10 protein-coding genes are annotated in these 14,375 nt (G+C 56.8%); all 10 read left to right on the top strand.

Annotated features, from left to right (window positions below):
- Positions 1-88 precede the first annotated feature (88 nt).
- The 10 genes from rpoB to fusA all read left to right on the top strand — a co-directional run bounded on the left by rpoB (position 89) and on the right by fusA (position 14,253).
- Positions 89-4,117, top strand: a complete 4,029-nt coding sequence (gene rpoB / locus BN1124_RS18745; RefSeq protein ID WP_042644442.1) for a DNA-directed RNA polymerase subunit beta — start codon at positions 89-91, stop codon at positions 4,115-4,117.
- A gap of 80 nt (positions 4,118-4,197) precedes the next feature.
- Entirely contained in the window at positions 4,198-8,502 is a 4,305-nt protein-coding gene (rpoC, locus tag BN1124_RS18740) for a DNA-directed RNA polymerase subunit beta' (protein ID WP_042644440.1), read from the top strand.
- A gap of 196 nt (positions 8,503-8,698) precedes the next feature.
- Positions 8,699-9,415, top strand: coding sequence for a helix-turn-helix transcriptional regulator (locus BN1124_RS18735; RefSeq protein ID WP_033129797.1), 717 nt, complete (start codon positions 8,699-8,701; stop codon positions 9,413-9,415).
- 25 nt (positions 9,416-9,440) lie between these two features.
- A complete protein-coding gene (locus BN1124_RS18730; protein WP_042644438.1) occupies positions 9,441-9,821 on the top strand; it encodes a RidA family protein in 381 nt (126 codons plus the stop codon).
- Between the two features lie 86 nt (positions 9,822-9,907).
- A complete protein-coding gene (tusD, locus tag BN1124_RS18725) occupies positions 9,908-10,300 on the top strand; it encodes a sulfurtransferase complex subunit TusD (protein ID WP_042644437.1) in 393 nt (130 codons plus the stop codon).
- Positions 10,301-10,309: 9 nt separating this feature from the next.
- Positions 10,310-10,666: a sulfurtransferase complex subunit TusC gene (gene tusC / locus BN1124_RS18720; RefSeq protein WP_042644435.1), complete on the top strand. Its 357-nt coding sequence runs from the start codon at positions 10,310-10,312 to the stop codon at positions 10,664-10,666.
- Positions 10,667-10,673: 7 nt separating this feature from the next.
- The gene (gene tusB, locus BN1124_RS18715) at positions 10,674-10,952 is read left to right on the top strand and encodes a sulfurtransferase complex subunit TusB (protein WP_042644433.1); all 279 of its coding nucleotides are present in this window, start codon (positions 10,674-10,676) and stop codon (positions 10,950-10,952) included.
- Between the two features lie 182 nt (positions 10,953-11,134).
- Positions 11,135-11,509, top strand: coding sequence for a 30S ribosomal protein S12 (gene rpsL / locus BN1124_RS21040; RefSeq protein WP_005306278.1), 375 nt, complete (start codon positions 11,135-11,137; stop codon positions 11,507-11,509).
- A 93-nt stretch (positions 11,510-11,602) separates the two neighbouring features.
- Positions 11,603-12,073, top strand: a complete 471-nt coding sequence (rpsG, locus tag BN1124_RS18705) for a 30S ribosomal protein S7 (RefSeq protein WP_033129801.1) — start codon at positions 11,603-11,605, stop codon at positions 12,071-12,073.
- A 74-nt stretch (positions 12,074-12,147) separates the two neighbouring features.
- Entirely contained in the window at positions 12,148-14,253 is a 2,106-nt protein-coding gene (gene fusA, locus BN1124_RS18700; RefSeq protein ID WP_042644429.1) for an elongation factor G, read from the top strand.
- Positions 14,254-14,375: the final 122 nt, after the last annotated feature.

The following is a 14,375-nucleotide window of genomic DNA, read 5'->3' as shown; positions in this document are numbered from 1 at the left end:
TCATCGTCCGGGCCAACACAAAACGGTGTTGAGACAGAGCTGTCCTGCGGGACAGAGTGGGTCACTTATCAGCGAGCTGAGGAACCCTATGGTTTACTCTTATACCGAAAAAAAACGCATTCGTAAGGACTTCGGTAAGCGAGACCAGGTACTGGACACGCCTTATCTGTTGTCCATTCAGCTGGACTCCTTCAAGCAGTTCATCGAGGCTGACCCGGAAGGTGAATATGGCCTAGAGGCCGCTTTCCGTAGCGTTTTCCCGATCACCAGTTACTCCGGTAGTGCTGAGCTTCAGTATGTCAGCTATCGCCTGGGTGAGCCGGTATTTGACGTAAAAGAATGCCAGATCCGTGGAGTGACCTACTCCGCGCCGCTGCGTGTCAAGCTTCGTATGGTTCTGTACGACCGTGAAGCAGCTGCCGGCACCGTCAAAGACATCAAGGAACAAGAAGTTTACATGGGCGAAATTCCGCTCATGACCGAAAACGGCACCTTTGTTATCAATGGTACCGAGCGGGTCATCGTCTCCCAGCTGCACCGCAGCCCGGGCGTCTTCTTCGACCATGATAAAGGCAAAACACATTCATCCGGTAAGGTACTGTATAACGCCCGCGTTATCCCTTACCGTGGCTCCTGGCTGGACTTCGAGTTCGATGCGAAAGACAACCTGTTTGTCCGTATCGACCGTCGTCGTAAATTGCCAGCGTCCATTATTCTGCGCGCCCTGGACTTCAGTTCCGAACAGATTCTGGCCACCTTCTTCGAGACCATCGGTTTCGAGGTTAAAGATGGCAAGTTGATGATGGACCTGGTGCCCGAGCGCCTGCGTGGCGAAACCGCGACCTTCGACATCATTGCCAATGGCACCGTGGTGGTCGAGACCGGTCGTCGTGTGACCGCGCGCCACATCCGTCAGTTGGAAAAAGACGCCATCACCCAGATCGAGGTGCCGGTGGAGTACGTTGTTGGCAAAGTTGCAGCCAAGAACTACGCACATCCGCAGACTGGCGAGATGGTCGTGACTGCCAACCAGGCCTTGAGCCTGGAAGCGGTTGCCAACCTGTCCCAAGCCGGCTTCAAGCACTTCGAGGTTCTGTTCACCAATGAACTGGACCACGGTGCTTATATGTCCGAGACCCTGCGCATCGACTCCAGCTCCAGCCGTCTGGAAGCCCTGGTCGAGATCTACCGCATGATGCGTCCGGGCGAGCCGCCCACCCGCGAAGCGGCCGAGCAGCTGTTCGAGAACCTGTTCTTCTCTTCCGAGCGTTATGACCTGTCTACCGTAGGTCGGATGAAGTTCAACCGCCGTCTGGGTCGTGAAGACGAGACCGGCGTAGGCGTGCTGACCAAAGACGACATCGTCGAAGTCATGAAGCGCCTGATCGACATCCGTAACGGCAATGACGAGGTGGATGATATCGACCACCTGGGTAACCGTCGTATTCGTTCTGTCGGTGAAATGGCCGAGAACCAGTTCCGTGTCGGTCTGGTGCGTGTCGAGCGTGCGGTCAAGGAGCGTCTCTCCCTGGGCGACCTGGACACCCTGATGCCGCAGGATCTGATCAACGCCAAGCCGATCTCCGCCGCGGTTAAAGAGTTCTTCGGTTCCAGCCAGCTGTCCCAGTTCATGGACCAGAACAACCCGCTGTCCGAAGTGACCCACAAGCGTCGTATTTCCGCGCTGGGCCCGGGCGGTCTGACCCGTGAGCGTGCTGGCTTTGAAGTTCGAGATGTACACCCGACTCACTACGGTCGTCTGTGCCCTATCGAAACGCCTGAAGGTCCGAACATCGGTCTGATCAACTCGCTGTCCGTGTATTCCCGCACCAACGAGTACGGTTTCCTCGAGACCCCGTACCGCAAGGTCATCGACGGTGTGATCACCGATGAAGTGGATTACCTGTCTGCAATCGAAGAAGGCAAGTACGTGATCGCACAGGCTAACGCCGCGACCTCCGAAGATGGCCGTCTGAAAGATGAGTTGATCCCGTGCCGTCATAAGGGTGAATCCACCTTTATGAATGCCGACCAGATCCAGTACATGGACGTGAGCCCGCAACAGATCGTTTCTGTGGCTGCCGCTCTGATCCCGTTCCTGGAACACGATGATGCTAACCGAGCCCTGATGGGTTCGAACATGCAACGTCAAGCCGTACCGACCCTGCGTGCCGACAAGCCGCTGGTAGGTACCGGTATGGAACGCGCCGTGGCCGTTGACTCCGGGGTAACCGTAGTGGCCAAGCGTGGCGGCATGATCGACTATGTCGATGCCTCCCGTATCGTTATCAAGGTCAATGAAGATGAGCTGCTGCCAGGCGAAGCCGGCATCGACATCTACAGCCTGACCAAGTACACCCGTTCCAACCAGAACACCTGTATCAACCAGCGTCCTTGCGTGATGTTGGGTGAGCCGGTCATGGCGGGCGACGTGCTGGCTGACGGCCCGTCTACCGATCTGGGCGAACTGGCGCTGGGCCAAAACCTGCGCGTCGCGTTCATGCCGTGGAACGGTTACAACTTCGAAGATTCGATCTTGGTGAACGAGCGCGTGGTACAGGAAGATCGCCTGACCACCATCCACATCCAGGAACTGGCCTGTATCTCCCGTGACACCAAGCTGGGTCCGGAAGAGATCACTGCCGACATCCCGAACGTGGGTGAAGCCGCTCTGTCCAAGCTGGACGAGTCCGGTATCGTCTACGTGGGTGCCGAAGTGAAGGGCGGCGACATCCTGGTCGGCAAGGTAACACCCAAGGGTGAAACCCAGCTGACCCCGGAAGAGAAGCTGCTGCGCGCCATCTTCGGTGAGAAGGCCTCCGATGTGAAGGACTCCTCCCTGCGTGTGCCGAACGGTGTGTACGGTACCGTGGTTGACGTGCAAGTCTTTACCCGCGATGGTGTGGAAAAAGACAAGCGTGCCAAAGAAATCGAAGAGATGCAGCTGAAGGAAGCGAAGAAGGACTTGACCGAAGAGTTCAAGATCCTGGAAGACGGCATCTTTGGCCGCTCCCGCAACCTGCTGCTGGCCGCCGGTTACAGCGAAGATCGTCTGAACAAGCTGGATCGTACCAAGTGGTTTGAATTGGCCATCGAAGATGAAGCCAAGCAGATCGAACTGGAACAGATCGCTGAACAGCACATCGAGCTGAAAGCCGACTTCGACAAGAAGTTCGAGAACAAACGTCGCAAGATTATCCAGGGTGATGATCTGGCGCCGGGCGTACTGAAAATCGTCAAGGTTTACCTGGCAGTCAAGCGTCGCATCCAACCGGGTGACAAGATGGCGGGCCGTCACGGTAACAAGGGTGTTATCTCCAAGATCTGTCCGGTCGAGGATATGCCCCATGACGAGTTCGGCCGTCCGGTCGACATCGTACTGAACCCGTTGGGCGTACCATCCCGTATGAACATCGGTCAGATCCTCGAAGTGCATCTGGGCCTCGCGGCCAAGGGCATCGGCGAGAAGATCGACCGCATGATCAAAGAGCAGCGTGCGCTGCACGAGATGCGCGAATTCCTGCAACAGGTCTATGACCTGGGCGAGAAAGACACCCAGCAAGTGAACATTGCCGAACTGTCTGACGACGACGTGCGTACCCTGGTGGGTAACCTGCGTAAGGGTCTGCCGGTTGCTACACCTGTCTTTGATGGTGCCAAAGAGCGCGAAATCAAGGCCTTGCTGAAGCTGGCCGATCTGCCGGAATCCGGTCAGATCTCCCTGTTCGACGGTCGTACCGGTAACGCCTTCGAGCGTAAGGTCACCGTGGGTTACATGTACATGCTGAAGCTGAACCACTTGGTAGACGACAAGATGCATGCGCGTTCTACCGGCTCCTACAGCCTGGTTACCCAGCAGCCGCTGGGTGGTAAGGCACAGTTTGGTGGCCAGCGGTTCGGTGAGATGGAAGTGTGGGCCCTGGAGGCTTACGGTGCGGCATATACCCTGCAGGAAATGCTGACCGTCAAGTCTGACGATGTGAATGGCCGTACCAAGATGTACAAAAACATCGTGGATGGCGACCACCGTATGGAGCCGGGCATGCCCGAATCCTTCAACGTACTGTTGAAGGAAATACGCTCTCTGGGTATCAACATCGAGCTGGACGAAGAGTAAGAGCTCGCTCTTATTGTTCGAGAATTGACGTGGGCGCCCCGAAAGGGGCGCCGAGGTTAGACTCCTGACAGGGGAAACACGTGAAAGACTTACTCAAGTTTTTGAAGGCTCAGACTAAGACCGAAGAGTTTGACAGTATTAAGATCGGTCTGGCCTCTCCTGACATGATCCGCTCCTGGTCATTCGGTGAAGTCAAAAAGCCTGAGACCATCAACTACCGGACTTTCAAGCCGGAACGTGATGGTCTGTTCTGCGCCCGTATCTTCGGACCGGTGAAGGACTACGAGTGTCTGTGCGGCAAGTACAAGCGCCTGAAACACCGTGGTGTGATCTGCGAGAAGTGCGGCGTAGAAGTGACCCAGACCAAGGTCCGTCGCGAGCGCATGGGCCACATCGAGCTGGCCAGCCCGACTGCCCACATCTGGTTCCTGAAGTCCCTGCCGTCCCGTATCGGTCTGCTGCTGGACATGACCCTGCGTGACATCGAGCGCGTGCTGTATTTCGAATCCTATGTGGTTATCGAACCCGGCATGACCAACCTCGAGCGCAGCCAGATGCTGTCCGAAGAGAACTATCTGGACGCACTGGAAGAGTGGGGTGACGAATTCGACGCCAAGATGGGTGCCGAAGCAATCCTGGCATTGCTGCGCGCCATCGATCTGGAAGGTGAAGTCAAGACCATGCGCGAGGAGCTGGAACAGACCAACTCCGAGACCAAGCGCAAGAAGACCACCAAGCGTCTGAAGCTGATGGAAGCCTTCCTACAGTCCGGCAACAAGCCGGAGTGGATGATCATGACAGTGCTGCCTGTGCTGCCGCCGGACCTGCGTCCGCTGGTACCGCTGGACGGCGGCCGTTTCGCGACTTCCGATCTGAACGATCTGTATCGTCGCGTGATCAACCGTAACAACCGTTTGAAGCGCCTGCTGGACCTGGCTGCCCCGGACATCATCGTGCGCAACGAAAAGCGCATGCTGCAAGAGTCCGTGGATGCCCTGCTGGATAACGGCCGTCGTGGTCGTGCCATCACCGGTTCCAACAAGCGTCCGCTGAAATCCTTGGCCGATATGATCAAGGGTAAGCAAGGTCGTTTCCGTCAGAACTTGCTGGGTAAACGTGTCGACTACTCCGGTCGTTCCGTTATCACAGTAGGCCCGACCCTGCGTCTGCATCAGTGCGGTCTGCCGAAGAAGATGGCGCTGGAGCTGTTCAAGCCCTTCATCTATGGCAAGCTGGAATCCCGCGGTCTGGCGACCACTATCAAGGCCGCCAAGAAGATGGTGGAGCGCGAAGAAGCCGTCGTTTGGGACATCCTGGACGAAGTGATCCGCGAACACCCGGTGCTGCTGAACCGTGCACCGACCCTGCACCGTCTGGGTATCCAAGCGTTTGAACCGACCCTGATCGAAGGTAAAGCCATCCAGCTGCACCCGCTGGTCTGTGCCGCCTATAACGCCGACTTCGATGGTGACCAGATGGCGGTCCACGTACCGCTGACCCTGGAAGCCCAGCTCGAAGCGCGCGCCCTGATGATGTCTACCAACAACATCCTGTCGCCTGCTTCCGGTGAGCCGATCATCGTTCCTTCCCAGGACGTGGTCTTGGGTCTGTACTACATGACCCGTGCCCGTATCAACGCCAAGGGCGAAGGTATGGTGCTGGCCGGCCCGAAAGAAGCCGAGAAGGTGTATCGCGCCGGTCTGGCCGATCTGCATGCTCGCGTGAAAGTGCGTATCACCGAATACCTGCGTCAGGCAGATGATTCCCTGGTCGCGCACACCGAGATGAAGAACACCACCGTTGGTCGTGCGATCCTGAGCCTGATCCTGCCGAAAGGCATGGAATACGCGCTGATCGACGAGCCCAAGGTGCTGACCGCTGCCGAAGAGGCTGATCTGGCTGCCAATCCGCAGAACTGGATCAAGTGCGTCTCCAACAAGGCGCTGGGCAAGAAGCTCATCTCTCGTCTGCTGAACACCTGCTATCGCAAGCAGGGCCTGAAGGACACCGTCATCTTCGCTGACCAGCTGATGTATACCGGTTTCCATTATGCGGCCTTGTCCGGTGCTTCCGTTGGTATCGATGACATGGTCATCCCGGATGCCAAGAAAGACATCGTTGCCGCTGCCGAAGCCGAAGTTGCCGAGATCCAGGACCAGTTCCTGTCCGGTCTGGTAACCGCGGGCGAACGCTATAACAAGGTTATCGATATCTGGGCCAGCGCGAACGATCGCGTCTCTAAGGCCATGATGGATAACTTGTCCAAGGAGCGTAACGTCAACTCCCTGGGTGAAGAAGAAGAGCAAGCTTCGTTCAACAGCATCTTCATGATGGCCGACTCTGGTGCACGGGGTTCCGCCGCCCAGATCCGTCAGCTGGCCGGTATGCGTGGCCTGATGGCCAAGCCGGATGGCTCCATCATCGAAACGCCGATCGTGGCGAACTTCCGTGAAGGTCTGAACGTATTGCAGTACTTCATCTCCACTCACGGTGCGCGTAAAGGTCTGGCGGATACCGCACTGAAGACCGCGAACTCCGGTTACCTGACCCGTCGTCTGGTTGACGTGGCACAGGACATGGTGATCACCGAGGACGATTGCGGAACTACCGAAGGTCTGTGGATGACTCCGCTGATCGAGGGTGGTGACGTGGTCGAGCCGCTGCGTGAGCGCGTGCTGGGTCGTGTGGTCGCCGAAGACGTGATCAAGCCGGGTACTGAAGAAGAAGTGCTGGTAGCGCGTAACACTCTGCTCGACGAGTATCTGTGTGACCTGCTGGAGCGCAACTCCGTCGACCGGGTGAAGGTACGTTCTGCCATCACCTGTGAGACCGACTTCGGTAACTGTGCTCACTGCTACGGCCGTGATCTGGCCCGTGGTCACCTGGTGAACAAGGGTGAGGCTGTCGGTGTTATCGCCGCCCAGTCCATCGGTGAGCCGGGTACCCAGCTGACGATGCGTACCTTCCACATCGGTGGTGCCGCATCCCGAGCTGCTGCCGAGAGCAGCATCCAGGTCAAGAACACCGGTAGCATCAAGCTGCAGAACGCCAAGTTCGTTACCAACAGTGCCGACAAGCTGGTTATCACCTCCCGTTCTACCGAACTGACCATCATGGACGAGATGGGCCGTACCAAGGAAAGCCACAAGCTGCCTTACGGTTCCGTGTTGGAAGTGAAGGATGGCCAGGCCGTGAGCACCGGTGACACCGTCGCCAACTGGGATCCGCACACCCACCCGATCATCACCGAAGTAGCAGGTCGTCTGGACTTCGAACACATGATCGAAGGTGTGACCATCACTCGTCAGACCGACGAGCTGACCGGTCTCTCCTCTATCGTCGTGCTGGATGTCAACGAGCGTCCGAGTGCCGGTAAAGAGATGCGTCCGACCGTGAAACTGGTCGACCTGAACGGCAAGGATGTCATGATCCCGGGTACCGATGTAGCCGCCCAGTACTTCCTGCCGGGCAAGGCGATCGTGAACCTGGAAGATGGTGCCAACGTGGGTGTGGGTGACGCGGTTGCGCGTATCCCGCAAGAATCCAGCGGTACCAAGGACATCACCGGTGGTCTGCCGCGCGTTGCGGATCTGTTCGAAGCACGTCAACCGAAGGAACCGGCTATCCTGGCCGAGATCTCCGGTACCATCTCCTTCGGGAAAGAGACCAAGGGCAAGCGCCGTCTGGTCATCACCCCGACCGACGGTGGCGACATCTACGAAGAGATGATTCCGAAGTGGCGTCACCTCAACGTGTTCGAAGGTGAAAAAGTTGAGAAGGGTGAAGTGCTGGCGGACGGTCCTGAGTCTGCTCACGACATCCTGCGTCTGCGCGGTATCAGCCCGGTCGCCAACTACATCGCCAACGAAGTGCAAGACGTTTACCGTCTGCAAGGCGTTAAGATCAACGACAAGCACATCGAAGTCATCGTTCGTCAGATGCTGCGTAAGTGCGAGATCCTGAGCGCTGGCGACACCGACCTGATCGAAGGCGAGCAGGTTGAAGTGGCCCGTGTGAAGATTGCCAACCGTAAGCTGGTTGCCGAGGGTAAGACCCCGGCCACCTACCGTCACATCCTGATGGGTATTACCAAGGCATCTCTGAGCACCGAGTCCTTCATCTCCGCGGCTTCCTTCCAGGAAACCACCCGGGTTCTGACCGAAGCGGCCGTTGGCGGCAAGCGTGATGAACTGCGTGGCCTGAAAGAGAACGTGATCGTGGGTCGTCTGATCCCGGCTGGTACCGGCTTTGCCTACCACCACACCCGGATCAACCAGCGTGCCGCCGCAGCTCGTGCTGTCGGTGTGCCGCAGGTGACTGCCGATGAGGCTCAGCAAAACCTGGCGGATCTGCTCAACGCAGCCGGCAGTTTTGACGAAGAGTAATCTTCCGCTGTAGCGATGAGAAAGGGCCCCTTGATGGGGCCCTTTTTTTGTCTGGGACCGAGCGCAAGCCCTGCACCGGGCTGGGGCAGGGGATGATCCAGTGCAAGCTTATCGAGCAAAAAATCAAAAAAAGTTGACATTGATCCCCCGCAATTGAAAACTCGGGAAAGTTGAATGGTTATTACAGGGGTAGAACATGGCGGTCGGTATCGAGGAGGTGCTGCTTCCCGAAGAGCAGCTGAGCGGTCGCGCTTTTACAGACGAAGACAGGGAGTTGTTACGCTCTTACGAGGGCCTCATCGAGGGCCTGGCCGAACTGTTCGGCAAGCACTGCGAAGTGGTGCTGCACTCCCTGGAGAATTTGCACGAGTCGGTGATCAAGATAGCGAACGGCTTCAACACGGGTCGAACCCTTGGGGCGCCGATCACCGATCTGGCCCTGCGGATGCTGAAAGACATCGAGAGTACGGGCCAGGATTACACCCAGAGTTACTTCGCCCGCAGCCGGACCGGTGCCCTGATGAAGTCGAGCACCATCGCCATCCGCAATGGCGACAAGCAGGTGATCGGCCTTATCTGCATCAACCTGCACATCAATGCGCCCTTCCACGAGTTCGTGGCCGAGTTCTTCCCGACGCCACAGCAAGTGGAGCGTCAATCGCCGGAGACCTTCGCCAATAGCGTGGAGGAGTTGGTCGCCCAGACGGTGGACAACACTATCGACGAGATCAATCGCGATCCGTCCGTGGCGAACAACGCCAAGAACCGTTTTATCGTGACCCAGCTGTTCGAGAAGGGCATATTTGATATCAAGGATTCGATCAACCTGGTCGCCGACAAGCTGAACATTTCCAAACATACCGTGTATCTCTATATCCGACAGCGCAAGCAGGGTGAAGAAGAGAGCGAATAAGCGCCATAGAAGGGGATAGATAAGAATGGCTAAAGAAGTGATTGCAACCGACAAGGCTCCCGCCGCGATTGGCCCTTATGTACAGGCCACCAAGCTGGGCGAGCTGGTCTTTACCTCCGGGCAGATCCCGCTCGATCCCGCCACCATGGATATCGTCGCCGGTGGCATCGAAGCGCAGGCCGAGCAGGTGATGAAGAACCTGGTTGCAGTATTGAAAGCGGCCGGTGCCGATACCGGCAAGGTCCTCAAGACCACCTGCTTCCTGAGCGACATGAACGATTTCGTGGCCTTCAATCAGGTGTATGCCCGCTACTTCGGTGAAGCCGCGCCGGCACGCTCCTGCGTGGAAGTGGCACGCCTGCCCAAGGATGTATTGGTCGAAGTCGAAGCCATCGCCTACGTCTGATCCAGGGTGACAGGAAGAGCCCCTCTCTGGAGGGGCTTTTTCGTCTTTGGGGTAGAATGGATGAAAACCTGCACAGGATCCCGGATATGAGCCTGAGTTTTGCCCTGCTGGTGACCGGGCCCGCCTATGGTACCCAGACGGCCAGCACCGCTTATCGTTTTGCCCTGAGCCTCATCGAGCAGGGTCATCGCCTGTCTCACCTGTTCTTCTATCAGGATGGGGTTCATAACGGCAGCAGCTTGCATGCCCCTGCCTCCGATGAGACCGACCTGGTGACGCTGTGGCGCGAGCTGGCGCTGGCGCAAGGCATTGCCATCGATGTCTGTGTCGCGGCCGCCATGCGGCGCGGTGTGCTCGATGAAACCGAGGCGAAAGGGGTTGGCAAGACCCAGTTCAACCTGCAGGCCCCGTTTCGCCTGAGTGGATTGGGACAGCTGGCCGAGGCCAGCCTGACCGCCGATCGCTTCGTCCAGTTCTAGGGAGGCGCGATGAGCAAGATTGCCTTTATCTGTCGACGGGGTCCCCACGGCACGGCGAATGGTCGGGAGGGACTGGATGCCTTGCTGGCGACCTCGGCATTGACTGAATCTCTGGCCCTGTTCCTGGTCGGGGACGGGGTGTTGCAACTGGTCAGGGAGCAGTCACCGCAGGGGATATTGCAGCGCCACTACGCGCCGACCTTCAAGATGTTGGAACTGTACGATATCGAAGAGGCCTATGTCTGTGCGGCGTCGCTGACAGAACGGGGCCTGACCGCCTCGGATCTGCTGATCTCCGTGACGGTTTTGTCACCTGCCGAGATCCGCCATCAGTGGAACGGTTGCACAACCCACATTAGCTTCTGAGGTCCCCATGATACAGCTGGTATTGAACTCCCCCTTCCTGAGCCAGGATCTGGAGCAGGCGCTGCGTTATCGGGATACCGAGGATGTGCTGGTGCTGATGCAGGACGCCGTGGTGGCGGCAACGGCCCCGCAATGGTGCGCACGTTTGGTCGGGATCCCGCTCTATGTGATGGAAGAAGACCTGAAGGCGCGGGGATTGCAGGGCCGGATCGGGATGGAACTCGATATGGCTGGCCTGATCGCGTTGATCGCCGAGCAGGGATCGCCGCAGACCTGGGCTGGCTAGTTTCTATTTTTATTCGGTAGCTCAGATGGTTACCACACTCTTGTCAGGATGTCATTTGCCCTTTGGCCGTACGAATTGTATAAATCTTGACTCCCCAGACAACAGGGCATAAAATTTCGCGTCCCCGTATCTGCGGGGAGGATTTTTCACACGTTTATGAAGTCATTATCAGGAGCCTTTTGATGGCAACTATTAACCAGTTGGTTCGCAAGCCACGCATCAAGCTCGTTGTAAAAAGCAACGTGCCGGCGCTGGAAGCGTGCCCTCAGAAGCGTGGCGTATGCACTCGTGTATATACCACCACCCCGAAGAAGCCTAACTCTGCACTGCGTAAAGTGTGCCGTGTACGTCTGACCAACGGCTTCGAAGTCACCTCCTACATCGGCGGTGAAGGTCACAACCTGCAGGAGCACTCCGTTGTTCTGATCCGTGGCGGTCGTGTCAAGGATTTGCCAGGTGTTCGTTATCACACCGTTCGTGGTGCGTTGGACTGTGCCGGTGTTAAAGACCGTAAGCAGGCTCGCTCCAAGTATGGCGTGAAGCGTCCTAAAGCTTAATGGTTCTCCGTTAAGTAAGGCCAAACGTTAATTCGTTTCTAGTTAGATAACTTTCTAGTTTTGGGTAATCCCTGAAGTTACGGAGAATTTGAAATGCCAAGACGTCGTGTTGTTGGTCAGCGTAAAATCCTGCCGGATCCTAAGTTCGGATCAGAGCTGCTGGCTAAATTTGTCAACGTAGTAATGGTTGACGGTAAGAAATCTGTTGCAGAAGCCATCGTTTATGGCGCCCTGGACATCATTGCCACCAAATCTGGCAAAGAGCACCTGGCCCTGTTCGAAGTCGCTCTGGACAACATCCGTCCGTCCGTCGAGGTTAAATCTCGTCGTGTCGGTGGTGCAACTTATCAGGTACCGGTAGAAGTTCGCCCGGTCCGTCGCAATGCCCTGGCAATGCGCTGGTTGGTTGATGCCGCTCGTAAACGTGGTGAAAAATCAATGGCTCAGCGTTTGGCTGGCGAGCTGCTGGATGCCGCTGACAATAAGGGTTCGTCTGTCAAGAAACGTGAAGACGTTCACCGTATGGCTGAAGCGAACAAGGCCTTCGCTCACTTCCGCTGGTAATCCGCTTGCGCAGGGTCTTTTGGCTCTGCGCACCTTCAGTTATCTAGGGGCACGCTCCTAGTAAGAGGATGACAATGGCTCGTACAACCCCCATTGAGCGTTATCGTAACATCGGTATCTCTGCTCACATCGACGCCGGTAAGACTACCACTACCGAGCGCGTTCTGTTTTATACCGGTGTAAGTCACAAGATCGGTGAAGTTCACGATGGCGCTGCCACCATGGACTGGATGGAACAGGAACAAGAGCGTGGTATCACTATCACCTCCGCCGCGACCACCGCATTCTGGTCCGGTATGGGCAAACAGTTCCAACCGCACCGTATCAACATCATCGATACCCCGGGCCACGTTGACTTTACTATCGAAGTAGAGCGTTCAATGCGTGTTCTGGACGGTGCCGTGATGGTGTACTGTGCCGTAGGTGGCGTACAGCCACAGTCTGAGACCGTATGGCGTCAGGCTAACAAGTACAAGGTTCCCCGTATCGCGTTCGTCAACAAGATGGACCGTACTGGCGCCAACTATCTGCGCTGCGTTGAGCACATCAAGACCCGCCTGAAAGGTAACCCGGTTCCGCTGCAACTGAACATCGGTTCAGAAGAGAACTTCAAGGGCGTTATCGATCTGGTCAAGATGAAAGCCATCAACTGGAGCGAAGCTGACCAGGGCGTATCCTTCGATTACGAAGACGTCCCGGCCGAGCTGCTGGAACAAGCGCAAGAAATGCGCATGACCCTGGTTGAAGCCGCTGCCGAAGCGTCTGAAGACCTGATGGAAAAATACCTGGGTGGTGAAGAACTGACCGAGGAAGAGATCAAGAAAGCTCTTCGTCTGCGCGTTCTGAACAACGAAATCATCCTGGTTACCTGTGGCTCCGCGTTCAAGAACAAGGGCGTACAGGCCATGCTGGATGCCGTGGTTGACTATCTGCCGGCGCCGACCGACGTAGCCGCCATCGACGGTCTGAAGCTGGATGGCGTCACCAAAGACGAACGTCATGCTTCCGATGAAGAGCCGTTCGCTGCTCTGGCATTCAAGATCGCTACCGACCCGTTCGTAGGCAACCTGACCTTCTTCCGCGTCTACTCCGGTGTGGTTAACTCCGGTGACTCCGTGCTGAACTCCGTTAAAGAGAAGCGCGAGCGTTTTGGCCGTATCGTTCAGATGCACGCCAACAAGCGTGAAGAGATCAAAGAAGTTCGCGCAGGCGATATCGCTGCTGCCATCGGTCTGAAAGACGTGACCACTGGTGACACCCTGTGTGACGAAAAAGCGCCGATCATCCTCGAGCGTATGGAATTCCCGGAACCGGTAATCTCCATCGCAGTTGAGCCGAAAACCAAGGCTGACCAAGAGAAGATGGGTCTGGCACTCGGCCGTCTGGCGCAGGAAGATCCATCTTTCCGCGTATGGACTGACGAAGAATCTGGCCAAACCATCATCGCCGGTATGGGTGAGCTGCACCTGGACATCATCGTTGACCGTATGCGTCGCGAGTTCAAGGTTGAAGCGAACGTAGGTAAGCCGCAGGTTGCCTACCGTGAAACCATTCGTGAAACCGTCAAGGATATCGAAGGTAAGCACGCCAAGCAGTCTGGTGGTCGTGGTCAGTACGGTCACGTCATCATCGACATGTACCCGCTGGAAGCCGGCAAAGCCTATGAGTTCGTTAACGACATCAAGGGCGGCGTGATTCCTGGTGAATACATCCCGGGCGTTGACAAGGGTATCCGTGAGCAGCTGAAATCCGGCCCGCTGGCAGGTTATCCGGTAATGGATCTGGGCGTGCGTCTGCACTACGGTTCTTACCACGATGTCGACTCCTCCGAATTGGCGTTCAAGATCGCAGCTTCCCTGGCCTTCAAGGCTGGTTACATGAAGGCAAGCCCGGTCCTGCTCGAGCCGATCATGAAGGTCGAAGTCGAAACTCCGGAAGATTACATGGGCGACGTTATCGGTGACTTGAACCGTCGTCGTGGCCTGATCGAAGGTATGGAAGACGGCCCGTCCGGCAAGATCGTACGCGCCCTGGTGCCGCTGGCCGAGATGTTCGGTTATGCGACCGCCCTGCGTTCCGCAACCCAAGGTCGTGCTTCCTACGCTATGGAATTCGCTAAGTACTCCGATGCCCCGAACAACGTGGCTCAGGCAGTTATCGAAGAGCGCAAATCCAAGTAATTTATGATTCCCCGCCTACGACGGTAGGCGGGTTTAACCTAGAAGGACTACGTCGTGTCTAAAGAAAAATTTGAGCGTAACAAACCGCACGTAAACGTCGGCACCATCGGCCACGTTGACCA

The sequence above is a fragment of the Aeromonas eucrenophila genome (assembly GCF_000819865.1).
GTDB lineage: Bacteria > Pseudomonadota > Gammaproteobacteria > Enterobacterales > Aeromonadaceae > Aeromonas > Aeromonas eucrenophila.
The sequence above is the reverse complement of the archived record's forward strand: the minus strand, read 5'-3'. Positions and strand labels throughout refer to the sequence as shown.

Excerpts from the sequence above, each read along its gene's own strand:
- tusB (WP_042644433.1), top strand. The coding sequence starts at position 10,674 with ATGATACAGCTGGTATTGAACTCCCCCTTCCTGAGCCAGGATCTGGAG.
- BN1124_RS18735 (WP_033129797.1), top strand. The coding sequence starts at position 8,699 with ATGGCGGTCGGTATCGAGGAGGTGCTGCTTCCCGAAGAGCAGCTGAGC.
- tusC (WP_042644435.1), top strand. The coding sequence starts at position 10,310 with ATGAGCAAGATTGCCTTTATCTGTCGACGGGGTCCCCACGGCACGGCG.
- rpsL (WP_005306278.1), top strand. The coding sequence starts at position 11,135 with ATGGCAACTATTAACCAGTTGGTTCGCAAGCCACGCATCAAGCTCGTT.
- fusA (WP_042644429.1), top strand. The coding sequence starts at position 12,148 with ATGGCTCGTACAACCCCCATTGAGCGTTATCGTAACATCGGTATCTCT.
- rpoB (WP_042644442.1), top strand. The coding sequence starts at position 89 with ATGGTTTACTCTTATACCGAAAAAAAACGCATTCGTAAGGACTTCGGT.
- BN1124_RS18730 (WP_042644438.1), top strand. The coding sequence starts at position 9,441 with ATGGCTAAAGAAGTGATTGCAACCGACAAGGCTCCCGCCGCGATTGGC.
- tusD (WP_042644437.1), top strand. The coding sequence starts at position 9,908 with ATGAGCCTGAGTTTTGCCCTGCTGGTGACCGGGCCCGCCTATGGTACC.
- rpsG (WP_033129801.1), top strand. The coding sequence starts at position 11,603 with ATGCCAAGACGTCGTGTTGTTGGTCAGCGTAAAATCCTGCCGGATCCT.